This window comes from Streptomyces sp. SID8352, assembly GCF_009862265.1.
In the GTDB taxonomy this organism is placed as follows: domain Bacteria; phylum Actinomycetota; class Actinomycetes; order Streptomycetales; family Streptomycetaceae; genus Streptomyces.
The window spans coordinates 166,605-190,422 of the sequence record NZ_WWGX01000001.1 but is presented as its reverse complement, the minus strand read 5'-3'; the positions used below and the strand labels follow the sequence as shown (position 1 = coordinate 190,422).

The window sequence follows — 23,818 nt, the reverse complement described above, 5'->3', positions numbered from 1 at the left end:
GTGCGCGGTCGGATCGCCGGGCACCCCGGGCCAGCCCCAGGCCTCTGCCGCCCCGCGCCCCGGCTCCACCCCCGGGCGAAGCGTGAAGCGGCTGTCAGGATGACGACAGCCAAGCCATCCGCCCACAACACACAAAGCATGGCATACTTGAAGTATGGCCACTCGCAAGATCACCATCACCATGCCGGAAGATCTGGTCGAATCGATCAAGGAACGCGTCGACGCGCGCGGGGTGTCCAGCTACATCGCGGCCGCCGCAGCACATCAGGACGCCATGGACCGACTGCGCGAGTTGGCTGAACGCCTCGAAGGAGAGCACGGCGCTGTGACGGAGGACGAGCAGCAAGCAGCCCTCGACCGTATCGCCGCGATTGACGGCTGGCACGACGAGCGGCACTCGCATTCGGGCGAGGCCGCGTGAGCCGCACCACCCGAGCGAAACTGCACCGGCCACGGCAGCGCGTTTTCGTGTTCGACTCGGAGGCCCTCTCCAAGGCGGTCCACGGCGATCGGGAGATCGTCGCACTGGTCAGAACGGCTCCACGGCTCGACATCCCGATCGTCACGTCGGCACTCACGACCTTGGAGGCGTGGGACCCCCGTGAGACGTCGAGGCAGGCGTTGTGGAGCTGGACGCTGTCCCGAATCCGCGTTCTGCACACGGATGACCAGGTGACCGCCATGGCGCGCGACATGCTGAAGGCGGCTGGCCTGCATGGCCACAAGTACGCCATCGACGCGGTTCTGGCGGCTGTGGCAGGGCGGGAAGCCGCGCAGGGGGCCGAGGCAACCGTCTTCACGTCGGACACCGACGACCTGACCCGACTCCTCGCGGGACACTCCGTGCGAGTCGAGAAGGTCTGACGAAACGCCGCCCACCACGCACCGCCGCCGCCCGCCGGCCATGCGCGCCCGCCACCCCCCGCACAGGCATGGGCCCCGCCCCCCGTCGCCCACTAAAGTCGGTTCATCACAGTCGGTATGGGGCCAGGGGCTGGCGCGCGCACGCCTTGTCGCTGGTGGGGAGGGCCTGTAGAGCATGAGCCGTCGCTCCAATGGTTTGGTCGGGATCTGGGCCGAGGCACAGCGTCAGCAGCAACGTCAGCGCGAGGCGCAGGCGCGGTTCGAGCGGGAGCAGGAGCGGCGGGAGCGGGCCCGGCAGCGGGAGGCGGACCGCAGCCGGCGCGAGCAGAAGGCCGCGTACCGGGAGCAGCGCGAGGCCGAGGCGCGGCGGCGGACCGAGGAACTCGACGCCCGTGTCGAGGCGTTACAGGGACTGCTCGCCTCGGGGTGCCGTGCCCCGGCCTTCCGGGCCGCGGCGCTGACGCAGGCGGAGCGCGTCGAGCCGTTCTCCCCGGGACAGCTCGCGCAGCCCCTGCCCATGCCGGACCCGAACCAGCAGCGGTACCAGCCCCAGGGCGGCGGCTGGACCGCCTCGCGCCGCGCCCAGGCGCAGGCGGAGGCCCGGGCCAGGTTCGAGGCGGACCACCGGGCGGCGCAGGACGCCGAGGCCCGGCGCCGCCACCAACTGGACGCCTACCAGCGGCAGTACCGGCAGTGGGCCGACGCCCGGCTCGGGGAGATCCGCCGGCACAACGCCGGGGTCGCCGAGATGGCGGCCGGACTGCGCGAGGGGGACCCCGGTGCCGTGGTGGAGTACTTCTCCGCCGCCCTGTACGCCTCGACCGGCTGGCCGGACGACCTCCCCCGCCAGGTGTCGGCGGCGTACGACTCCGGCGCGCGCCAGTTGGTGCTGAACTGGGAGCTGCCCCGGTACGACATCGTCCCGGAGGCGAAGTCGGTGCGGTACATGGTCAACGCCGACCAGGAGAAGGAGGCGCCCCGGCCGGTCACCCAGCGCCGCGCCCTCTACCGCGACGTGCTGGCCCAGTGCCTCCTGCTGGTGCTGCGCGACCTCTACGCGGCGGACGAGTTCGGCGCCCTGGACTCGGTGGCCCTGAACGGGTTCGTGGACGACCACAACCCCACGACCGGCCGGCGCGCCCCCATGTTCCTCGCCACCGTCATGGCCCCTCGCGCTGCCTTCGCCGAACTGCACCTGGAGCAGGTGAACGCCGTCACCTGCCTGGTCGAAGGGTTGCGGGGCCAGCTCTCGGCGCGGCCCGACCAGTACGCGGCCGTGCGGCCCGGCCGGGTTCCCGAGGACGTCGGCGACGGTGTCGTCACCCACGGCGGCGACGAGGAGCCGGATCTGTACGCCATGGATCCGCTCGCCTTCGAGGCGCTGGTGGCCGAGCTGTTCCGGGCGATGGGGATGCAGGCCGTGACCACCCAGCGGTCCAACGACGGCGGTGTGGACGTCGACGCGCTGGATCCGGCGCCGATCCGCGGCGGCAAGATCGTGGTGCAGGTCAAGCGCTACCGCGGCACGGTGCCGCCGACGGCCGTCCGCGACCTGTACGGCACGGTCCAGGACGCCGGTGCCAACAAGGGCGTGCTGGTCACCACGTCCGGGTTCGGCCCCGGCTCGCACACCTTCGCCAACGGCAAGCCCCTGGAGCTCGTGGCGGGCCCGGAGCTGGTCGACCTGCTGCACCGCCACGGGCTGCGCGGACGGCTGGGCGGCGGCGCGTCCCCGGTCCCCGCGTCCCCCGGCTCCCCCTCCCCGGATTCCCCCGCCTCCGCTTCCCCCGTCCCCGCCCAGCGCCCCGCGCCGGACGACGGCGGCAGCAGCGGTGGCGGCAGTGCCGCCGGGACCGGCACCGACGACCACAACGTGCTCGGCATGTTCTGGTCGGGCGGGGTCGCCCTGGACGTGTGCGCGCTCGTCTGCCACGGGGGCCGGGTGCTGGACGACGACCACTTCGTCTTCTTCAACAACCCCCGGACCCCCGACGGCGCCGTCCGCGCCCTCTACCCCGTCGCCCCCGACAGGGCCGCCCTGCGGGTCGGCTTCGACGCCCTGCCGTCGCGCGCCGACCGGCTCGTCGTGATCGCCGCGGTCGACCCCGCCGTGGACCCCTCGGCCGACCTGTCCGGCTTCGCCGACGCCGGTATCCGGCTGCTGGACTCCGGCGGGACCCCGCTGGACCAGTTGGAGGTCTCCGACGGCCGGCCGGGCGAGACCGCCCTCGTCCTCGGCTCGTTCCGCCGCCGGGCGAACGGCGACTGGGACTTCGTCCCCGGCGGCAAGGGCTACCGGGGCGGCCTGGAGGAACTGGTCCGGGAGTACGGCATCGACGTGGAGTAGGGATCGCCGTGGAGCGGGGCGTCGACTCCGGCCGGCGGTACGGCAGTCGCCGGGCCGGGGACACGGGCGCCGACGCGGCCGTCCCCGCGGTCGCCGCCGACGGGGGCGGCGGGTCCGTCACCCGTATGCCGGCCCGCACCGCGCAGGACGTCCGGGCACGGTGACGGTCGCGGCGTCCGCGGCGCGGCCCCGATCACCCGCCGACCCGCCTCCTTCGGCGGCCACTTGCCGTCCGGGCGGGGTCAGCCGGCGACCCGGCCGTCCGTCACCCGCAGGGCGAGCATCGCCACGTCGTCGGGGCCGCCGGTGGGCAGGAGTCCGGCGAGAAGTTCGTCGCAGAGGACGCCGAGGGGCTGCCCGGCGACCGCGGCGGCGGCGTGGCGCAGGCGTTCCAGCCCCGTCCACAGGTCCTCCTCCCGGCGTTCCACCAGGCCGTCGGTGTAGAGGAGGACGGTGGAGCCGGGCGGCAGGGGCTCGTGGGCGCTGGTGGGCGCCGGGTCGGGGACGAGGCCGATGAGGGGGTTGTCGGCACCGGTGAGGAAGCGGGCGGTGCCGTCGGGGTCGACGAGCAGGGGCGGCGGGTGCCCTGCGACGGAGTACTGGAGCCGGAGGCCGGAGGCGGGCCGTTCGACGCGGGCCAGGATGCAGGTCGCGATGCCCTCCGGGTAGAGGGTCTGCACGGCCATGTCGAGGCGCCGCAGGATCTCCCCGGTGGGTTCCTCCCGGTCCAGGGCGAAGCCGCGCAGCATGTTGCGCATCTGGCTCATGGTGACGGCGGCGGGCAGGTCGTGGCCCGCGACGTCCCCGATGGTCAGGACGACGGCGCCGTCGCGCAGGACGAAGGAGTCGTACCAGTCGCCGCCGACCTCGGCGCCGAGCACGCTGGGCCGGTAGCGGACCGCGATGTCCAGGCCGGGCACGTCGGGCGGGGCGGTGAGCAGGCTGCGCTGGAGGGCGAGCGCCACCTGCCGGGTGCGCTGGAACTCCAGGGCGTTGCGCAGCGGCACATGGGCCTGGTCGATCAGGTCGCGCAGCAGGGCGATCTCGGGGCGGCCGAGGGGCTGCCGGTCGCCGGTGGTGGAGGAGACGAGCAGCGCCGCGGTGGTGCCGTCCACGACGACGGGGAGCAGGACGACGCTGTTGGCGCGCTCGGGCAGCCACGGCGCGTTGCCGGGGGCGGCCAGTCCGGGCGGGGGGTTCCCGGGCGGGAAGACGGCGTGCAGGGGGTGGCCCTGGTCGATGGCGCGCACCAGGGGGCTCCCGGGGTCCAGGTGCTCGGCGCGGTGCTCGGGCAGGTCGGGCAGTCCCTGGCGGGTGCGGGTGACGACGCGTTCGGCGGTCAGCGGGCTCCCGGGGGGCCGGTCGAGGCCCTGGGGCAGGAGGTAGACGCGGCAGGCGTCCGCGACATCGGGGACGATCACATGGCTGAGGGCGTCGAGCATCTCCTCCAGCTTCCGGGTGTCGGCGGTGGCCGCGGCGGCGCGGGCCAGCAGCTCCTCCCGGCGGTCCGCCTGCCACTGCTGCTCGATGTCGGCGCTGGTGCCGACCCATTCGATGACGTTGTCGCCGTCGCGCACGGGGGTGGCGTAGATGGCGAAGTGCCGGTAGCCGCCGCCGGCCAGGCGCAGCCGGTAGACGTGGGTGAAGGTGGCGGGGACCTCGGCCATGGCGCGGCCCCAGGCCGTGATGATCGCGGCGCGGTCGTCGGGGTGGACCGCGTCGATCCAGCCGTCGCCGCGCAACTGCTCCCAGGTCTGCCCGGTGACCCGCTGCCAGCCGGGGCTGGGCTCGCTCATCCCGCCCATGGGCCCGGTCACCCACACCATCTGCGATCCGGCGTTGACGAGGCTGCCGTAGCGGAGCAGGGCGCGGCGGCGCTCCTCCGCCAGGACGCGGATGTTCTGGGCTGCCCCGACCTGCTCGCTGACCTCGACGAGGACCGCCAGCACCCCGCGTTCGCCCTCGCCGAGGGCGGCCCGGGAGACGCTGAAGTTGAAGTACCGCGTGGTCTTCTCGGTCGTGCCGGGGTAGGAGAGTTCGATGGGGCCGGTGGAGACCTTCTCGGGGCGGCCGGTGGCGAGGACGCGGTCGAAGATGTCCCAGTAGCCGGTCTGCGCCAGATCGGGGAAGGCGTCCCGCAGCGGCCGGCCGAGCGGCCGGTCTCCGAAGGTCTCGCGGTAGAGGGCGTTGGTGTAGGCGATGCGGTGCTCGGGGCCGCGGGCGACGACGACCGCCACGGGGGCCGTCTCGAACACCTCCAGCCCGATCGAGCTGGACGGCCGCTCCGTCTCGTCGCTCATCACGTGTCTCCCGCACCGCCGTCCCGCTGCCCGGCCGGAATCCTCGACCGCTTCCGCCCTTGTCAGGGGTAATGGTATGGATTGTCCGCCTGTTTGCCGTTGATCACCCCCCGCGGGCACGCCGGACGGGGGGCAGGGGCGCCCGCCCGGGGTACGGGAAGGGGCGGGCGGAGGTCCGGCCGGATGGGTGGGCCGGGTGACGGCGCGGTCCGGGCGGACGGGTGGGCCGGTGACGGCGCGGTCGGGGCAGGAGTCCGGGCGGGCGGAGGTCCGGGCGGAGTGGGCGGGCAGGGGTCCGGTCGGCCGGGGCCATGGCGCCGCTACGTCGTCGGCGGGCCTGCCGCACGCAGGCCGTGCCGGGCCGGGCCGCCCACGGGAGCCGGAGGGTGCGGACCCCGCGCCCGGCGGGGGTGCTCGGCGACGGCGGCACGCGTCGGGCGGAGGGCGTCCGGGCTCGGACACGGCGGGCGGCCCGGGGCGCCGCCGGAGGGCGGGACCGGTGCGGGCGGCCCCGACCACCGCCGTAAGACGGAACCAGCGCCGGCACCCCAGGCGCGCCGACGGAGGGCGGGGCCGGTGCGGGCGGCCCCAGGCACCGCCGGAAGGCGGGACCGGTACGGGCACCCCCAGGCACCGCCGGAAGGCGGGACCGGTACGGGCACCCCCAGGCACCGCCGGAAGGCGGGACCGGTACGGGCACCCCCAGGCACCGCCGGAGGACGGAACCAGTGCGGGCACCCCCAGACACCGCCGAGGGCGGGACCGGTGCGGGCGGCCCGGGTGGAGCGCCGGGTCCCGGCACCCGCTCGGGCCCGCACGGGGCCCGAGCGGCCCGCGTCGGCGATCCCGGCCCGTCCGGGCCGTACCAGTGGCGACGCCCGGCCCCGTACGGGTGGCGACGCCCGGCCCCGTACCGGCGGCCCCGCCCGGGCGTCAGTGTCCGTGGCCGCGGACCGTCCGCCTGCTCAGCGCCACGTGGATCACCGTCGCGGCGAACCCGCAGCCGAGGAAGCTCCCCACGGCGATCATGAAGACGCCGACGGCGAAGAGGCCGCTGGAGTCGTCCGACCAGTCGTAGTAGGCGGCGAGGGCCAGTCCGACCGGAGGGCCCAGCACGGCGGCCGGGGCGAGGCGGCGCGCGGCGGCCCAGGCCAGCGGGAGCAGGAGGCTTAGGCCGAGGCCGACGACCTGCCAGGTCTGGTACGGACCGGTCTCGGTGCCGTCGGGATGGACGTCGCGCAGCTGGTCCCAGCCCAGCCAGGCGGCCCACATCAAGGCCGCGAACCCGGCCAGTAAGAGAGCGGACAGGAGCTGGGAAGCGGGATTCCGCAGGTTCTCAGGCATGGGTCCAGGGTCCCCGCGCGGCGGGGCGGCGGCCTGAGTCCGGGTACTCAGGTCCACCCCGAGTACCCGGCCGCCTCCGGGCCCGGCGCACGGCGCGGGTCGGCCGCCCCGGCCCCTCCCGCCGCCCCCGACCGCCCCGCCGGACCGCACCGCACCGGACCGCCCGCGGAGCGTGGCCGCGGAACCCGGCGCCCGCACCTCCGGAGCACTCCCCGCCCCCGTCGCCCGCACCCCGGGGGTGCTCACGTGCCCGGCGCACCCCCGCCCCCGGCACCCGCACCCCCGGAGCACTCCCCGCCCCCGAGGCGCCCCCGCCCCCGTCGACACCCCGCGTCGCCGCCCCCTCCGCCCCTCCCCCGCGCACCCGGCCCCGCCCGGCACGCCCCCGCCCGGACCGGCCGGAACGCACCGCCCCGATCACGGCGGGAACCCTGGGGAGGCCCTAGCATCCGACCATGACGACCTCAGAGAACGAGCGGAACGCGGTACCCGGCGACGCGCACTCCCCCCTCGGCGTACCGATCGACGCCCTCCAGGGGGGCGGCGCGGACCTCCCGCAGTACGCGGGGCGGGTCGTGCTGGTGGTCAACGTGGCCTCCAAGTGCGGCCTCACCCCGCAGTACGCGGGGCTGGAGCGGCTGCACGAGCGGTACGCGGCGCGGGGGTTCACGGTGCTGGGCGTGCCGTGCAACCAGTTCATGGGCCAGGAGCCGGGCAGCGCCGGGGAGATCGCGGACTTCTGCTCGGCGACATACGGGGTGACGTTCCCGATGACGGAGAAGGTGGACGTCAACGGCGAGGAGCGGCACCCGCTGTACGACCGGCTCGTCGGCCACGCCGACGCCGAGGGGCACACCGGGGACGTCCGCTGGAACTTCGAGAAGTTCCTGATCGGGCGGGACGGCCGGGTCGCCGGGCGGTTCTCGCCGCGCACCGAGCCGGAAGCGGCCGAGCTGGTGGCCGCGGTGGAGGGGCTGCTGGAGGCCTGACGGTCCCGGGAGGTTGACCTTGCCCCTGGGGCAGGCCCGAGCCTCGTCGTCGCCGGGCGGAACAGGCCGCCCGGCGGCGGAGGCCGGGACTGCGGAGGCCGGGACTGCGGAGGCCATGACGGCGGGAAGGGCGGGCGGAGCACGGCATGGGTGACGGCGCGCACGGCGGCACGCACGGCAGCACGGACGGCCGCGGGGGGACCCCGCCCGCCGAGGAGGCCCTGACCATCGGGGCGTTCGCCGCACGGGCCCGGCTGTCGCCCAAGGCGCTGCGGCTGTACGACCGGCTGGGGCTGCTGGTGCCGGACCGGGTCGACGAGGCCACCGGCTACCGCTACTACCGCGCGGGCCAGGTCGAACGGGCCCGGCTGGTGGCGCTGTTGCGGCAGCTCGACATGCCGCTGGCCCGGATCGGCGAGCTGCTGCGGGCCGAAGGCCCGGCGGCGGCGGTGGCACTGCTGGAGGCCCACTGGGCGGCGGCGGAGGCCAGGTTCGCCGGTCAGCGGGCCCTCGCCGCGCACCTCCGCGGACGGCTGTCGGGAAGGGAGCCAGGGATGAACGGGTCGGCAGGGGAAGCGGAGTTCGCGGTCGCGACGGTGGAGGTCCCCGAGCGGGTGGTGCTCACCGAGACGCGGCACACGCTGGTGGACGGGCTGCCCGCATGGATCGGCGCCTCGCTGGGCCGGCTGGAGGAGGCGGCCCGCGACTGCGGCGGGGTGGCGGGGGCGCCGTTCGTCGTCTACCACTCCGAGGTGTCGGCGGAGAGCGACGGCCCGGCGGAGTGCTGCGTCCCCGTGGCGGACGCGGCGGCGGCGCGGGCATGGGCGGCAGAACGGGGCCGGGACCGGGGCACGGCCGTCCGGTTCCGGGTGGAACCGGCGCGGCGGCTGGCGTACACCAGGATCACCCGGGCCGAGGTGGCGCACCCCCGGCTGGCGGCCGCCTTCGAGGCGGTGGAGCAGTGGGTCGCGGCCCGGGGCCTGTCGGTGGACGGGCCGTGCCGCGAGGTGTATTTCGCGGACTGGGACGCGGCGGGCCCCGACGACCCGGTGTGCGACGTGGCGTTCCCCGTGCGCTGAGGCCGGTCCCGCGATCCCGGCGGGCACCCGGGTTTCCCGGCACCCGGCACCCGGGATTCCGGCACCCGGGACGCGGGGCGTTCCGGCCGACCCGGGCGGGGCGGTACCGGCACGGGCCCGGCCCGGTGCCCGCGCGGGCGGACGGCCGGGGACGGGTTCGACACGAGGCGCCGACGCGGCACGGCACCGCCGCCGACGCGCGTACGGGTCGGGTCCCGGAGCCTGTCCGACCCTTGCCGTCGTCGCCCGCAGGGCGGCCGTGCGGCGTCAGGTGCGTGCTCCCGGCGCGCCGGCCCCGGGATTCGTACCGGACGTACCCGGGGCTGGGGCCGGTGCGTCGAGAGTGCGTGCCTGGCGTCGTGAGGCAGAAGGGAATCGTCGGACAGGCCCTGGCGGCAGGGCCCCGAGGAGTCCGGGGCCGGCGGCCCGGCGGGGCCCTCTCGGCAAGGTCGGCGCACCGGCCGAGAGGGCACCGCCGAAGGCGCCGGAGGTACGGGCACCGGTGGTGCCGTACCGGGTGGTGCGGACACCGGCGGGGCGGGCGCACCGGCGTCACGTGGTACCGGAGTTACGCCTTGACCGAGGCCACGAAGGTGTTCCACGCCCCGGCGGGGAAGGCCAGCACGGGGCCGTCGGTGACCTTGGAGTCACGGACGGAGAGTGCCGCCACGACCGGGGACCTGACCTCGACGCACGCGCCGTTGCCCCCGGAGTGGGAGGACTTGATCCACGATTCCTGGGCGCCCTGAAGGATTGCCATGTCTGCTCCTCTGGCGAGTCTCTGAAGTGGGTCGCCGCGCCGCGGTCCGCCGGGCGGCGACGGCACGGTTCACGCCAACGTCGTGTGATCGCTGGCGTGATGGACGCTACTCGCAGACCCCGCCATTCGGAGGAGTCATTCACCCGACCGGATGGCATATACCAATCCGGCCTTCCAGTACGACCTTCCCGGGGTGTACCATCCCGCCTCCGCCACCCCGGCCCCACCGGCCCCGGGAGCCGCCCCCGGCACGCGGAACGGGCCCCGGTCCCCTCCGGTGCGGAGGGTGTGCCGAGGCCCCGGTGCGGTGCGGACGGCGGGCACGGGCCCGCCGGGGAGGGTCAGCGCGCGTACTCCTTCGCCATCTGCTCGATGAGCCGGCGGGACTGCTCGACGTTCAGCGCCTGCGCCCTCAGGTGCTCGTACATCACCGTGTACTTCTGCACGTCCTGCGCCTTCTCCAGGTACAGGTCGCTGGTGACGCCCTCGATGTAGACGACGCTGGAGTCGGCGGTGTCCGCGAACTCCAGGATGGAGTACTGGCCGTTGACACCGGGATGCGCTCCGACGTCGAACGGGAGCACCTGCACCGTGATGTGCGGGAGCTGCGACATCTCCGCGACGTACTCCAGCTGTTCGCGCATGACCTGGCGGCTGCCGACCACCCGGCGCAGCGCGGACTCGTCGAGGACCACCCACAGCCGGAGCGGGTTGCTGTCGGCGGAGACGCGCTCCTGCCGCCGTATGCGCACCTGGATGCGCTTCTCGATGTCCGCGACCACGGTCTCCGGCAACGCGCCCTGGATCAGCGCCTCGGCGTACGAGCGGGTCTGCAGCAGACCGGTGATGATCTGGGGTTCGTAGGTGCGCAGCGACTCGGCGTCGGTCTCCAGGCCGATGTAGACGCTGTACGGGATGTCGCCGAAGGCGTGCCACCAGCCCTGCTGGCGGGAGTCCTTGGCCATCTGCATCAGCGAGTCGACGACGCGCTGGTCCTCGACCTCGTAGACGTTGCACAGGTCGCGCACGTCGCGCTGGCTGATGCTGCGCCGCCCGTTCTCCAGGCGGCTGATCTTGGACTGCGAGACCAGCAGCCGGTCCGCCACCTCCTCCGCCGTCATGCCCTTGAGCTCGCGGAGCCTGCGCAGCTCCTGGCCCAGCCGGCGCCGTCTGACGGTGGGATTGACATGGGACGCCACGGAACGTGCACCTCCGGCTGCGTGACTCATCTTTGCCACTTTGCGTATCTGCTGCTGAGCAGACTGCCACCAAGGTGCGGGCCACCGCTGCCAAACGGTCGATGTGCCCCGCGTACACGCCAGTTCGGTCGGCCACTCCTCTCCGTGGGTTCCGCCGCCGTCGCCGCGGGCCGCGCCGCGCCCGGGAGCGCCGCCCCCGCGCGGCGAGGACGCCGCCGGGCGGGTACGGCCGCGCGGGGCGGCGGAACCGTTTCACCCGGTCCGGGGGTCCGGAGGCCGGTCGGTTCCGCCGCCCCGCGCGGTTCTGCGGCTCCCGTAGCCGGGCGCCCGGGGACTGGTGGTGCGGCGGTTCGGTACTGCGGTGGTGCGCCGGCGGGCGGTGCGCCCGCGGGCGGTTCGGGTACGGCGCGGTCACCGCGGCCGTGGCGCGGTGGGCCTCCGTGGTGGTCCGGGGGTTCAGTGGGCCACGGCACGCGCCATGGACCCGTGGCGCGGCTGCGCCGGAACCCCTCGGGCCGGCTCCGCGACGGGCCTGCCCGCCGCGGCCTGCCGGCCGGTGGCCGCCGGGCCCCGGCGCGGCTGGGCCGCCGCGCCGTTCTGGACGTCCATCACCGCGTGCGCCACCAGGCCGCCCATGGGGTCGTGCCGGATGAGGTCCCGCAAGCGGGAGCGCGACGAGCGTCCCTCGTTGCCCGGGTAGAGGTGCTTGCCGAGGCCGACCGCGTGGGCCAGCGCGGCGAGCGCCGCGGTCCGCGGGTCCGGTGGTACACCGGTGCGGATCGCCGAGTCCAGCCGGGTCCTGATCTCCCGGCTGATCGCCGTGTCCGTCGCCTGGTAGCGAGTCGTCGGCAGCACCCCGCACATCTGGCCCTCGACGGCATGCACCATGCCGCACCGCTCCAGATGCGAGAGGTAGGTCTGGCGCAACCCCAGCCGGGGCCCGCCTATCCAGTTGACCGCCCGTACGGGAGCGCCGCGCCTTCGCAGCAGTTCCAACGCGCAGTCGAGTGTCGGATCTCCAGTCGGCCGTGGCACGACCACGGCGATACGATCCCCGTCTGGGGCTATCCGTCCGGCCAGCGCCAGCTCCACCAGCTGTGCTCCGGCCAGACCCAGATCGAGCGACTGCGGCTGCGCGGTGGTACCCGTGGCCGGGTCCAACGCCAGCAGCAGAAGCTCCTCCGGAAGTGTTCTGCGGCTCCTGCCCATCCATGCCTCCCCGCGTGGATGAATGACAGGGTGACCCCTCTCACATTGGTCTGTCGAGGGTGCGTGACCGGTTCGTAGTGGAACCGGTAGGTATGTCGTTCTCGTCTTCGGCGTGGGTTCCCCCCTTACACATGACACTGGTACATGGTTCGTTACCGCACGCTGGTCGTGCGGCGCATGGAGGAGGCATCGGTGGCGGGCGAGTCCCCCGAGAGGTCGAAGCAGCGCGGTACGCCGGAGGAGACGGCGTCGGAGAGCGCGGGTCCGGTTCCCGGGGCGAGGAACGGAGCGGACGGGGCGGGCGACCCCCGTTCCGCCGTGGCGCGCGGGACCGACGGGGAGCCGTCGGCGTCCGCCGGGGCGCGCGGCGGCGCGGACACGGGTACGCGGGTGCTGTCCGTGCGCGAGGCGGAGGACGGGACCGGGACGGACGTCCCGGCGGCCGAGGACGGTTCCGGGGCCGGGCCGGAAGCGGCGTCCAAGGCCGGGACCGCCGCCGGGAAGCCGGAGTCCTCGGCGGAGCCCGAGACCGTGGCGGCGTCCGCGCCGGACCCGGCGGAGGCGACCGCGCCGGACCCGGAGCCGGGTGCCGCCCGTGGCGGCTCGGACGGTTCAGGTGGTCCGGCCCGGGAGCCGGGGAGCGAGGGCTCCCTCCGCGACGCCGTGGCCGCGTGGGTGTCCACGGCGGACAGGCGGACGGGCGGGAACGCGGGCCGCGACGACGCGGACAGCGCCGACGGCACCGAGGACGACGCGCGCGGCACCGGGGACCGGACTGACGGGCCCGGTGCGAAGCCGGACACGGACGCGGAGGCCGGCACGAAGGCGCCCCCGGCCTCCGGCGGCACCGCGAGTGCCCGGGACACCGGCAGCGGCCCCGCCGTGGCGCCCGCCACCGGGCGCGCCCCCGCCGGCGGCCCGCCCGCCGGGAGCGCGCCCGCGAAGGAAACGGCCGCCGACGACCGGGACGACACCGATGGCACGCCCCTGGCCGCCGACGGCCCCGCCGACGGGCGGAACGCCGACGGGGGCGACGAGGGCGGCGCCGGGGACGGCCCCGCCCCCGCGACGCCGGGGAACGCCTCCGACGGCACCGGTGACGTGCGGCTGCGCAAGGCGGTCGCGGCATGGGTGTCCACGGCCGACAAGAGGCCGGCCCCCTCCGACGGGGCCACGGCCGACACCGGCGAGGACGCCGACGCGGACACCGGCACCGACGGCGAGGGCGGGAGCGCCGGGACCACCGGGAGCACGCGGACCCCCGGAGCCCCCGGCCCCGCCAAAGGCACCGGCCCCCGGACCGACGACGCCGACGACGCCGACGACGCCGACGGCGCTGACGACACCGACGCCGACGGCAGGGACGAGGCCGACGACGCCACCGCCGACGCTCCGGGCACCGGCGACCGCCACGTCGACCGGCCCACCGCCGTCTTCAAGACCCTGCGACCCTCCCGGCCCTCCGTCGACCAGCTGACGACCACGCTGAAGATCGGCGACCTCGGCAGGACGGCCGGGGAGCCCGGGACGGACGGCACCGGACCGGACGAGCCCGGGGCCGGGCGGAGGCCCGCGCCGGGCGGCGACCGCGGCAGCCGGTTCGTCGCGCTCAAGGACGACCCGGCCACCCAGCGCCCCTCCACGCCCCCGTTCGGCCCCGGACACTCCGTCGGTCCGTTCGGTGCGCCCCAGGCGCCCCAGCGGCCACAGGGGCCCCATGGCGGCCCCACCACGGCCCTGCCGGGGCCCGGCGCGGAGCACACCCGGCAGCAGCCGATGCCGCCGAAGCCGCCGCTGGACCTGCTGGCGGAGCTGACGAACACGCCACCGCCCCCGGAGACCCCGCTGCGCACGACCGTGCGCCGGGTCAAGATCTGGACGCCGGTACTCGTCCTGCTGGTGATCGTCTTCGCTACCGTGCAGGCCCTGCGCCCGCTGCCGCAGCCCACGCTGACGCTGACGGCCGCCGCCGAGCACACCTTCGCGGGCGACCCGGTCCACCTGGACTGGCCCGACCAGGGGCAGGGCTGGATGGACGCGAACGGGCTCGGCACGATGGACCACTTCGGTGAGCAGAAGCCCGTGCCCATCGGCTCGGTGGCGAAGACCATGACGGCCTACGTCGTCCTCAAGGAGCACCCGCTGAAGCCGGGCGAGGAAGGGCCGAAGATCCCCGTCGACGAGAAGGCCGAGCACGAGGGCGGCCGGGACGAGACCGACGGCGAGTCCACCTTGAACACCATCAGGGAGGGCGACACCCTCACCCTGAGGCAGGCGCTGTCGGCGCTCATGATCCCGTCCGCGAACAACGTGGCGCGCCTGCTGGGCCGCTGGAGCGCCGGTTCGGAGTCGGCCTTCGTCGAGAAGATGAACGACGCGGCCAAGCGGCTCGGGATGAAGAACACCACCTACACGGACCCGTCCGGCCTGGAGGCGACCACCGTCTCCACGGCGGAGGACCAGGTCAAGCTCGGCAACGAGGTGGTGAACATGCCGGCCCTGGTGGAGATCACCAAGCTCCCCGAGTGGACCGACCCGACCGGCACGCGGCACCGCAACTGGAACACGCTCGTGCCGTACGACGGGGCCATCGGCATCAAGACCGGCACCACCACCAAGGCCGGCGGAAACCTGCTCTTCGCCGCCACCAAGGAGGTCGACGGCGAGACGGCGACGGTGGTGGGCGCGATCCTCGGCCAGTGGGGGGCGTCGAACATCGACGTCGTCAACGCGGTGAGCAAGGCCGCCATGCTCTCCGCCCGGGAGGCCCTGACGTCGGACACCGTCCTCAAGAAGGGGGCCGTCGTCGGGTACGTCGACAACGGCATGGGCGGCCGTACGCCGGTGGTCGTCACCAAGGACGTCAAGGCGATCGGCTGGTCCGGGAGCAAGGTCGACCTGGCCCTCAAGCCCGACGCCGTCCCCCACGGCGCACCCGCCGGGACCAAGGTCGGCACGCTCACCGTCGGCGACGGCACCAAGGGCGCGGTCAAGGTGCCGGTGGCGCTGGAGCGGGATCTCGTCGAACCGTCCTTCACGGACAAGCTGACCCGCCTCGGCTGACCGGGCACGCGCGCCCGGGGGCCGCCCGGGAACGGGAAGGCGGCTCCCCGGGGGTGCGTGCTAGCGTCACGAGACGGTGCGGGCCGCCCTCCCGGGGAACGGGGACGTGAACACCACGGGACGGGACGCGGCCGGACAGCGGAGACAGGACACGGGAGTGCCTTCAGGTGGCCACTGCGGAGCCGACACATGCCGACGACGCCGAACCGGGCCAGCGGGGCGGCCCGCGCCCCCGCGTGCCCGGACCCCGCGGGAGCGCCCGTGCCGCTGACGACGACGGCGCCGCTCCCGTGAGCCCCGGCGAGACGGGCGCGGACCCGGCGGCCCCAGTGAGCGGGGTGTCCCCCGTGCCCCACGCGCCACCCGCCGCCCCCGCGGACTCCAGAACCACCGCGACCGGACCGGGCGCCACCGGCCACGGCACCACCACCGCCGGCACCGCGGCCGGCACGACCGCCGGCACCGGCACCGCCGCCGGAGCCCCCGGGACCTCCGGCACCTCCGCGATCCCCGGCGAGCCCGGCGGCGCCGGCCCCCGCACCGCCGCCCCCCGGCGGGCGACCGCGGCCGTGCTGGCCGTGCGCGCGCGCATGCTGCGCCACCCCGTGCTGTCCGTCACCGCCCTGGCCGGGGTCCTCCACGTCGTCTGGTTCTTCACCTTCGCGAACAGCGGTGGCGATCTCGCCGCGCAGGACGCGTGGGCGGAGTTCGTCGGCCGCCACCCGGACTCGGCGTACAACCTGGCCTGGTACGGCGGCATGCACCCGGTCTCGTACAGCGTGGTGTCGCCGTACCTGATGTCGCTGCTCGGCGTCCGCACCACCATGATGATCGCGGGCACCCTGTCGGCCGGGCTGCTGACGATGATCCTGATCCGCGGCCGGGTGGTGCGCAATCCGCTGTGGGCGACGCTGGCCGGCCTGTTCGGGCTGATGGGCAACGCGGTCTCCGGCCGGGTCACCTTCGGCCTGGGCATGATGTTCGCGCTGGCCGCGGTCGCGGCGGTGTTCTGCTGGCCGTACCGCTGGCGCCACAAGCGCTGGGCGAAGGCGCTGTGCGCGGCGCCGCTGGCCGCGCTGTCCACGATGGCCTCGCCGGTGTCCGGCCTCTTCGTGGGCCTGGTCGCGGTGGCCCTGTTCCTGCAGAAGCGCCGCCCCGGCGCCTGGGCCCTGGGGCTGGCGCCCGCCGCGGTGGTCGCCCTGTCGTCGTGGCTGTTCCCCTTCTCCGGCACCCAGCCCATGTCCTTCGCCTCGGCGGCCCTGCCGCTGCTCTACGCGGGACTGGTCCTCGCGCTGGTGCCCACCTCCTGGTGGACGGTGCGCATCACCTCGGCGGTGTACGGGCTGGGCGTGCTGCTGGTCTGGCTGATCAGCTCCCAGATCGGCTCCAACATCACCCGGCTGGCGATGCTGTTCGCCGGGGTGGCGCTGGCGGCGGCGCTGCCGTTCACGGTCCCCCGCTCGCGCAAGTGGTACGCGACGGTGCTGGCGCTGGTCGGCTTCGGCGTCTGGATCGGCTACAAGTCCGTCGACGACGTGGTGCACACCACCCCGGCCGCCTCCTGGGCGCGCGAGCTGGCGCCGCTGGTCAACGAGTTGCAGGGGGTCGGCGCCGCCCAGGGCCGGGTGGAGGTCGTCCCGGCCCGCTCGCACCGCGAGGCCTCCGCGCTGGCGCCGTACGTGAACCTGGCCCGGGGCTGGAACCGCCAGGCCGACATGGAGCGCAACCCCCTCTTCTACGACGACACCCTCAACTCCGCGAACTACCACGACTGGCTGCGCCGCTGGGCGGTGCGCTTCGTGGTGCTGCCCAAGGGCGAGCCGGACGGGGACGGCGGCCAGCGCGAGCGGGAGCTGGTGCAGCGCGGGCTGCCGTACCTCCAGCAGATCTGGGGCGACGCCAACTGGCAGCTCTTCCGGGTGACCGACCCGACCCCGCTGGCCGAGCCGGACGCCGAGGTGCGCCGGGCGGAGCAGGGCGAGTGGACCATCGACGTGCGGGAACCGGGCCGCGTCCTGGTCCGGCTGCCGTATTCGCCGTGGCTGAGCCTGGTCGGGCCGGACGGCAAGAAGCTCCAGCCGCCGCAGGAGACGGAGGAGTCCCGGAACGCGCCCCAGGGCACCCCGAAGACCTTCGACAACGTCAACGGCTGCCTCATGGAGACGGAGGAGACCGCCGAGGGCGACAAGTGGACGACGCTGCTCGCGCCGGAGGCGGGCACCTACCGCCTGGCCGCCCCGTACACGGTGCCGCGCGGCACGCCCTGCCCGGACGAGCTGAAGTAGGCGGGAGGCCCGGGGCGTCCGTTCAGGCCCTCGGGTAGCGGGTGAGCCAGCCCGGGGAGGAGCCGGCCGGGCCGTGCAGGGCGGGGCCCTGGGTCATCTCCATGGCGAAGTCGTCGGCCAGTTCCAGGATCGTCGGGCGGCCCTCCAGCTCGGCCAGCCAGGACGGGGGCAGGGCCGTCTCGCCGTGCAGGGCGCCGAGCAGCCCGCCGGTCAGGGCACCGGTGGCGGCGGAGGGCCCGCCGTGGTTGACGGCGAGCCGCAGCCCGTGGCGGACGTCCTCGCCGACGAGGGCGCAGTACACGGCGGCGGCGACCAGCCCGTGGGCGGCGCCCTCACCGGCCAGCTCCGCCACCCGGCCGGAGGTCGGCAGCCCCTGCCGCACCGCGCCCAGGGCCCGCCGCAGGGCGTCCGACACGGGTTCGTGGCCGGTGCGGGCGGCGAGCAGGGCGAGGGCCCGCCGCACGGCCCCCTCCGGACTGTCACCGCGCGCCAGCCCGTGCACCACCACCGCGTACGCGCCCGCCGCGAGGTATCCGGCGGGGTGGCCGTGGGTCTGCACCGCGCACTCCACGGCGAGCTGCACCACCAGATGGGGCTCCCAGCCGACCAGCAGTCCGAACGGCGCGGAGCGGGCGGCGGCCTCCGGTCCCCGCTCCCCCGGGTTCCGGGGGGCGTCCGGGGTGCCCATCGTCCGGTCGCCGAAGCCCAGCAGCAGGCAGCGCGGGGCGTCCCGGCGGGCGTAGAGCCACTCCTCGCGGGCCAGCCAGCCGTCGTCCTCGCGCCGCTCGTCGGGGCCCCAGTCGTGCTGGGTGGAGATCCAGCGCCGGTACGCCCGGTGCAGGTCGGTCGGAGGGTGCCAGGCGCCGGTGTCGCGCCGCACCTGGGCGCGGATCAGGCCGTCCACGGAGAACAGGGTGAGCTGGGTGAGATGGGTGACCGCGCCGCGCCTCCCGTGGGCGGGGGCGACCGGGCCCGCCGGTCCCTCGGGGCCGTGCGCCTCCCGGATGCCGTCGAGGTCCATGCGGTCGACGGGCGCCCCGAGCGCGTCCCCGAGGGCCGCCCCGAGCAGGGTCCCGCGCACCCGGCTGCGGAAGTCCTGCTGCTCGGCACGCCCCCATACGGCGGCCCCGGCTGTCGTGCCCACCTGACCTCCCCGAGGCACCGCGCGTACGTGCGACGCGAGCACTGTAATCGACCGGGGACGGCGGATTCAGGGGGGAGAATGTGGCGAATCCGTGGCGCCCGCGCACCGTCCCGCCGCACGGCGGGTGACGGCACCGGGCCGGGTCCGGGGCGCGCTCCCTTCCCGGCGTTCACCCCGAGGGGGGCCGGATTTCCGGCTCCCGCCCCCGGCGCCGCCCGCCGGTCCTACGCTGAGCGGCCAGGACCCCGGTACCAGGCGTCACCGCACGGGTGCCCACCGTGGTCGCGGGGCGGTGCCCCGGGGAGGCAGGCATGGAGGACGAGGAGGCCGCGGCCGTACTGCGGACGGTCGGCCGGCAGATCAGGCTGTGGCGCGAGGCGGCGGGGATGAACCAGCCCGCCCTGGGCGCCCGGATCGGCTACGGCGGCGACATGGTCTCGGCCGTCGAGCGCGGCCGGCGCATCCCGAAGCCGGACTTCCTGGACGCGGCGGACGAGGCACTGCGCGCGGGCGGGATGCTCTCGGCGATGAAGAAGGACGTGGAGGAGGCCCACTACCCGAAGAAGGTCCGCGACCAGGCCAAGTTGGAGGCCGAGGCGATCGAACTCGGCGCCTATGCGGGGCACCACATCCATGGTCTCCTGCAAACACCCGACTACGCACGCGCGTTGTACGCGATGCGGCGGCCGGCGTTCACGGAGGAGGAGGTCGACAACCACGTCGCCGCGCGGATGGCCCGCAAGGCCGTCTTCGACCGGACCCCGCGCCCGATGCTCACCTTTGTCCAGGAAGAGGTGACGCTGCGCAGGCCGCTCGGGGGAAGAATGGTGCTACGGCAGCAGCTCGAACGCCTGCTGGAGATCGGGGGGTTGAGGCATGTGGAGATCCAGGTGATGCCGACGGATCGCGAGGACCACGCGGGGATGGCAGGGGCCTTCCAGCTTCTGAAGCTCAAGAGCGGAAAGGCGCTCGGGCACTTGGAGGCCCAGTTGCACAGCCGGCACGTGAGCGATCCCCGGAACGTGCAGATCCTCGAAATGCGCTATGGCATGATCCGGGCGCAGGCCCTCACCCCCCGCGAGTCACTGACCTTCATCGAGAAAGTCCTGGGAGAAGAGACATGACCCCCGCCCTGGAGTGGTTCAAGAGCAGCTACAGCAGCAACGACGGCCCGGAGTGCGTCGAGGTCGCCCTGGCCGGCACGGCGGTGCACGTCCGTGACTCCAAGACCCCCCACACTGCCCGCCTCTCCTTCGCGGACGCGTCCTGGGCCGGGTTCCTCGGGTTCGTCGGCGGGCACGCGGACTGACGGACCCGTCGGCCGGGGCGCGGCGGGGGCGGCCCCGCGCGTGCGCCTGCCGGAGCGGCGGGCGCGGGCCGGGTCCGCTACGCGACCACCATGACCGTCGTGCCCTGGGTGCCGAAGCTCCACAGGGCGTCGCCCGCCTTCTTCGGGAGGCGGATGCCGCCGGTCGTGCGGCCCTCGGCGGAGGGCGGGGGCGAGGAGCCGTCGACGGCGTTGGAGAAGGCCACCCAGACGCCGTTCCGCTGGGCGAAGTAGAGGATCTGCTCTATTCGGACGCCGTCGGAGCCCGTCGTGGGCTCCTCGCGGCGGGTGCTGATCCGGTACGTGCCGGGGCCGGGGTCGACCGTGCCCGGCCAGACCGCGAAGGAGTGGCGCGGGGTGTCGCTGGCGTCGATCAGCCAGACCCGGTCCTGCCCCAGCGAGTAGACGATGCGCCGTCCGCTCCCGGAACCGTCCGGGGCGGGGGGCGGGGCCGTCTCCTTGGGGGCGGGGTGCGCGCCCGCCGAGGCCGCCGGGCGGGGCTTGGCGACCGGGGCGGCGGGGTGCGGGCCCTGGTCCGCCTTGACGGCCAGGAAGCCCACCGCCGCCACCGCTCCCACAGTCAGTCCGGAGACCCAGGCCCACGAGGGAAGTCGGGCAGGCACGGGCACGCATCTCCTCAGCTACGACATCCCCGAAGGACTCGGGGTCGGATCATCCTACTGGGGCGGGACCCCCGCTCCCCGTGCCCGCCGGGACTCCGTTCCCGGCCCCCGCCCCCCGGTTCCGCCCCGGCCCCGGCCTCCCGGTTCCGGCCGCGGGGACCGCGCCCCGGCGCCCCGGCCGGTCGGCACGCCCCGGCGGGGCGCCCCACCGCGCCGGGCCCTCCGCTCCCCTGCGGCGGGCCCGGCGTGCCCGCCCTCAGTCCAGCACCGGCAGCAGCCTCGGCAGATGTCCGTCCGAGGCCGCGGCGGCGCGGCGGCGCTCCTCGGGGACCTCGCCGTAGAGGGTGGTGCGCGGCCTCGCCGGACGGCCCGCCGCGTCCGCGATGCCGATCAGGTCCCGGACCGACTTGTAGGAGCCGTAGGACGAGCCGGCCATGCGCGAGATCGTCTCCTCCATCAGCGTCCCGCCGAGGTCGTTCGCGCCCGAGCGGAGCATCTCCGCGGCCCCCTCGGCGCCCAGTTTGACCCAGCTCGTCTGGATGTTGGGCACCCAGGGGTGCAGCAGCAGCCGGGCCATCGCCGTGACCGCGCGGTTGTCCCGGGCGGTGGGGCCGGGGCGCGCGATGCCCGCCAGGTAGACCGGGGCGTTGGTGTGGATGAAGGGCAGGGTGACGAACTCGGTGAAGCCGCCGGTGCGCCGCTGGATCCCCGCGAGCGTGCGCAGATGGCCGAGCCAGTGCCGGGGCTGGTCGACATGGCCGTACATCATCGTGGACGAGGAGCGGATGCCCAGCCCGTGGGCGGTCTCCACGACCTCGGTCCAGGTGGCGGCGGGCAGCTTGCCCTTGGTCAGGACCCAGCGGACCTCGTCGTCCAGGATCTCGGCCGCCGTCCCGGGGATGGAGTCCAGTCCGGCCTCCCTCGCCGCGGTCAGCCACTCGCGGACGGAGAGCCCGGTGCGGGTCGCGCCGTTGACGACCTCCATCGGGGAGAAGGCGTGCACATGGATGCCGGGGACGCGGGCCTTCACCGCGCGCACGATGTCGAAGTACGCCGTGCCGGGCAGGTCCGGGTGGATGCCGCCCTGCATGCACACCTCCACGGCGCCCACCTCCCACGCCTGCTGGGCGCGGTCCGCGATCTGGTCGAGGGAGAGGGTGAAGGCGTCGGCGTCGGTGCGGCGCTGGGCGAAGGCGCAGAAGCGGCAGCCGGTGTAGCAGACGTTGGTGAAGTTGATGTTCCGCGTCACGATGTAGGTGACGTCGTCCCCGGCCGCCGCGGCGCGCACGTCGTCGGCGATCCGGCACAGGGCGTCCAGGGCGGGGCCGTCGGCGTGCAGCAGCGCCAGCGCCTCGTCGTCGGTGAGCCGCTCCGGGTCGTCGGCGGCCGTGGCCAGGGCGCCGCGCACATCGGTGCCGAGGCGTTCGGGGACCATGCCGGGGGCGGCGGCCTCGCGCAGGGCGGCCCAGTCGCCGTAGACCTCGTCGAAGTCCTCGCGGCGGTCGGCGGTGCGGCCCTCGGTGTCGATGGCGGTGTGCAGGTCGGTGCGGCCGGTGGCGGTGAAGACCTCGTCGGGCTCCTGCCAGGGGCGCCCGACGACCACGGCGTCCGGGCGGGCCAGGCCCGTCTCCGGGTCGGCCAGCGCGGCCACGTGGGGGCGCAGCCTCGGGTCGAGCCACGGCTCGCCGCGCCGCACGAACTCCGGGTAGACGCAGAGCCGTTCGCGCAGTGCGAAGCCGGCCGCGCGGGACCTGGCGGCGAGTTCCTCGATCCGGGGCCAGGGGCGCTCGGGGTTGACGTGGTCGATGGTGAGGGGGGAGACGCCGCCCCAGTCGTCGATTCCGGCGCCGATCAGCCGCTCGTACTCGGAGTCGACGAGGTTGGGCGGGGCCTGGAGGCAGGCGGAGGGGCCCATGATGAGCCGGGCGACGGCCACCGCGGCGACCAGTTCGTCCAGTTGCGCGTCCGGCATGCCCCGCATCGCGGTGTCCGGCTTGGCGCGGAAGTTCTGGATGATGAGTTCCTGGACGCCGTGGTGGGCGCGGGCGATCCGGCGCAGCGCGAACAGGGACTCGGCGCGCTCCTCGGGGGTCTCGCCGATGCCGATGAGGATGCCGGAGGTGAAGGGGACGGAGGAGCGCCCGGCGTCCTCCAGCACCCGCAGCCGTACGGCGGGTTCCTTGTCGGGGGAGCCGTGGTGGGGGCCGCCGGGCTCGGACCAGAGGCGGGTGGCGGTGGTCTCCAGCATCATGCCCATGGAGGGGGCGACCGGCTTGAGGCGCTGGAAGTCCGTCCAGGTCAGGACGCCCGGGTTGAGGTGCGGCAGCAGACCGGTCTCCTCCAGTACGCGGATGGAGACGGCCCGCACGTAGGCGATGGTGTCGTCGTAGCCGCGGGCGTCGAGCCATTCCCGGGCTTCGGGCCAGCGGTCCTCGGGCTTGTCGCCGAGGGTGATCAGGGCTTCCTTGCAGCCGAGCGCGGCACCCTTGCGGGCGATGTCGAGGACCTCGTCCGGGGAGAGGAACATCCCGTGGCCGGCGCGGCGCAGCTTGCCGGGGACGGTGACGAAGGTGCAGTAGTGGCAGGTGTCCCGGCAGAGCCGGGTGAGGGGGATGAAGACGCTCTTCGAGTAGGTGATGACGCCCGGCCGTCCCGCCGCCTCCAGGCCCGCGTCCCGGACCCGGGCGGCGGAGGCGGTCAGATCGGCCAGGTGCTCGCCGCGCGCCCGGAGCAGCACTGCGGCCTCGGCCGTGTCGAGGGCGACACCGTCCCGGGCGCGCCTGAGGGCGCGACGCATGGAGTTCTCGGTGGGGCCGGAGGAATCTGCGGGCCCGTTCCCGGAATTCACGGAAGTCGTCATTCGTCGAGCATACGAGCGGGGCACCCGGCCGGGGCGCGGGCCGGGAGGCGGAGCGCGGCGGTGTCCCCGGCACCGCGGGAGCGGTCGGCGAGGGAGGGAGCCCGTCCTCGCGCACCACCTCCTGGCGCCCCGTCAGCCTTCTTTCAGTGTCGTCGAGTTGACGTCCGCGTTCCCCGACCGGGCGCCTCGGCGGGGGCGGTGACGGCCGCCCGCCCGGTGCGCGCGCGGGAGCGCTCCCCCGTGCCCGCCGCCCGCCCGCACCGTTCCGCCGGGACGGCCCCGGTGGGCGGGCGCGCGGCCCGGCACCGGGGTCCGCGACGGCGGGAGAGCCCGTGAGGGACCTGTGATCGGCGTCTCCCACGGCTGACGAGGTCGGCATGAACAAGGCAAACTGACCTGGTTGCTGAGGAAGCCTAGGGGGACTG

At 75.0% G+C, this 23,818-nt stretch carries 17 protein-coding genes; 9 read left to right on the top strand and 8 right to left on the bottom strand.

Annotation, left to right across the window (positions count from 1 at the left end; genetic code table 11):
* Window positions 1–154: 154 nt before the first annotated feature.
* From GTY84_RS00800 to GTY84_RS00790, 3 genes are all read left to right on the top strand, one after another.
* The gene (locus GTY84_RS00800) at window positions 155–421 is read left to right on the top strand and encodes a hypothetical protein (RefSeq protein WP_161224038.1); all 267 of its coding nucleotides are present in this window, start codon (window positions 155–157) and stop codon (window positions 419–421) included.
* Window positions 418–864 (top strand): hypothetical protein, encoded by a 447-nt coding sequence (locus tag GTY84_RS00795; protein ID WP_161224037.1) that lies wholly within the window; start codon window positions 418–420, stop codon window positions 862–864. Before GTY84_RS00800 ends, GTY84_RS00795 begins: the two co-directional genes overlap by 4 nt.
* 175 nt (window positions 865–1,039) lie before the next feature.
* Complete coding sequence (locus GTY84_RS00790) at window positions 1,040–3,211, top strand: restriction endonuclease (RefSeq protein WP_202548921.1); 2,172 nt, start codon at window positions 1,040–1,042, stop codon at window positions 3,209–3,211.
* A gap of 242 nt (window positions 3,212–3,453) precedes the next feature.
* Here the strand turns inward: GTY84_RS00790 and GTY84_RS00785 are convergent, their stop codons facing one another.
* Entirely contained in the window at window positions 3,454–5,511 is a 2,058-nt protein-coding gene (locus tag GTY84_RS00785) for a SpoIIE family protein phosphatase (protein ID WP_202548920.1), read from the bottom strand.
* A gap of 933 nt (window positions 5,512–6,444) precedes the next feature.
* Complete coding sequence (locus tag GTY84_RS00780) at window positions 6,445–6,855, bottom strand: hypothetical protein (protein ID WP_161224036.1); 411 nt, start codon at window positions 6,853–6,855, stop codon at window positions 6,445–6,447.
* Window positions 6,856–7,310: 455 nt separating this feature from the next.
* On the opposite strand from GTY84_RS00780, the gene GTY84_RS00775 reads away from it, so the two are divergent.
* Window positions 7,311–7,844, top strand: a complete 534-nt coding sequence (locus tag GTY84_RS00775; protein ID WP_161224035.1) for a glutathione peroxidase — start codon at window positions 7,311–7,313, stop codon at window positions 7,842–7,844.
* A gap of 146 nt (window positions 7,845–7,990) precedes the next feature.
* The gene (locus GTY84_RS00770; protein ID WP_161224034.1) at window positions 7,991–8,923 is read left to right on the top strand and encodes a MerR family transcriptional regulator; all 933 of its coding nucleotides are present in this window, start codon (window positions 7,991–7,993) and stop codon (window positions 8,921–8,923) included.
* Window positions 8,924–9,491: 568 nt separating this feature from the next.
* Here GTY84_RS00770 and GTY84_RS00765 read toward each other — a convergent pair.
* The 3 genes from GTY84_RS00765 to GTY84_RS00755 form a co-directional block, all read right to left on the bottom strand.
* Window positions 9,492–9,683, bottom strand: coding sequence for a DUF397 domain-containing protein (locus GTY84_RS00765; protein ID WP_161224033.1), 192 nt, complete (start codon window positions 9,681–9,683; stop codon window positions 9,492–9,494).
* A gap of 341 nt (window positions 9,684–10,024) precedes the next feature.
* Window positions 10,025–10,882, bottom strand: coding sequence for a helix-turn-helix transcriptional regulator (locus GTY84_RS00760; RefSeq protein WP_161224032.1), 858 nt, complete (start codon window positions 10,880–10,882; stop codon window positions 10,025–10,027).
* A gap of 456 nt (window positions 10,883–11,338) precedes the next feature.
* The gene (locus GTY84_RS00755) at window positions 11,339–12,091 is read right to left on the bottom strand and encodes a GPP34 family phosphoprotein (RefSeq protein ID WP_161224031.1); all 753 of its coding nucleotides are present in this window, start codon (window positions 12,089–12,091) and stop codon (window positions 11,339–11,341) included.
* A 144-nt stretch (window positions 12,092–12,235) separates the two neighbouring features.
* Between GTY84_RS00755 and GTY84_RS00750 the strand changes: the two genes are divergently transcribed.
* Together GTY84_RS00750 and GTY84_RS00745 are read left to right on the top strand one after the other, a co-directional pair.
* Window positions 12,236–15,154 (top strand): serine hydrolase, encoded by a 2,919-nt coding sequence (locus tag GTY84_RS00750; RefSeq protein WP_237531936.1) that lies wholly within the window; start codon window positions 12,236–12,238, stop codon window positions 15,152–15,154.
* Window positions 15,155–15,744: 590 nt separating this feature from the next.
* Window positions 15,745–17,439 (top strand): MFS transporter, encoded by a 1,695-nt coding sequence (locus tag GTY84_RS00745; RefSeq protein ID WP_161224058.1) that lies wholly within the window; start codon window positions 15,745–15,747, stop codon window positions 17,437–17,439.
* 22 nt (window positions 17,440–17,461) lie between these two features.
* On the opposite strand, the gene GTY84_RS00740 is transcribed toward GTY84_RS00745, so the two are convergent.
* Entirely contained in the window at window positions 17,462–18,583 is a 1,122-nt protein-coding gene (locus GTY84_RS00740; protein ID WP_161224030.1) for an ADP-ribosylglycohydrolase family protein, read from the bottom strand.
* A 311-nt stretch (window positions 18,584–18,894) separates the two neighbouring features.
* Here GTY84_RS00740 and GTY84_RS00735 point away from each other — a divergent pair, with 311 nt between their 5' ends.
* Both GTY84_RS00735 and GTY84_RS00730 read left to right on the top strand, forming a co-directional pair.
* On the top strand, window positions 18,895–19,707 hold the full coding sequence (locus GTY84_RS00735; RefSeq protein ID WP_161224029.1) for a helix-turn-helix transcriptional regulator: 813 nt from the start codon (window positions 18,895–18,897) through the stop codon (window positions 19,705–19,707).
* A complete protein-coding gene (locus tag GTY84_RS00730) occupies window positions 19,704–19,892 on the top strand; it encodes a DUF397 domain-containing protein (protein ID WP_161224028.1) in 189 nt (62 codons plus the stop codon). Before GTY84_RS00735 ends, GTY84_RS00730 begins: the two co-directional genes overlap by 4 nt.
* A gap of 77 nt (window positions 19,893–19,969) precedes the next feature.
* Here the strand turns inward: GTY84_RS00730 and GTY84_RS00725 are convergent, their stop codons facing one another.
* Together GTY84_RS00725 and GTY84_RS00720 are read right to left on the bottom strand one after the other, a co-directional pair.
* Window positions 19,970–20,533 (bottom strand): hypothetical protein, encoded by a 564-nt coding sequence (locus GTY84_RS00725; RefSeq protein ID WP_161224027.1) that lies wholly within the window; start codon window positions 20,531–20,533, stop codon window positions 19,970–19,972.
* Window positions 20,534–20,789: 256 nt separating this feature from the next.
* Window positions 20,790–23,393: a bifunctional FO biosynthesis protein CofGH gene (locus GTY84_RS00720; RefSeq protein WP_161224026.1), complete on the bottom strand. Its 2,604-nt coding sequence runs from the start codon at window positions 23,391–23,393 to the stop codon at window positions 20,790–20,792.
* Between the last annotated feature and the right edge of the window lie 425 nt (window positions 23,394–23,818).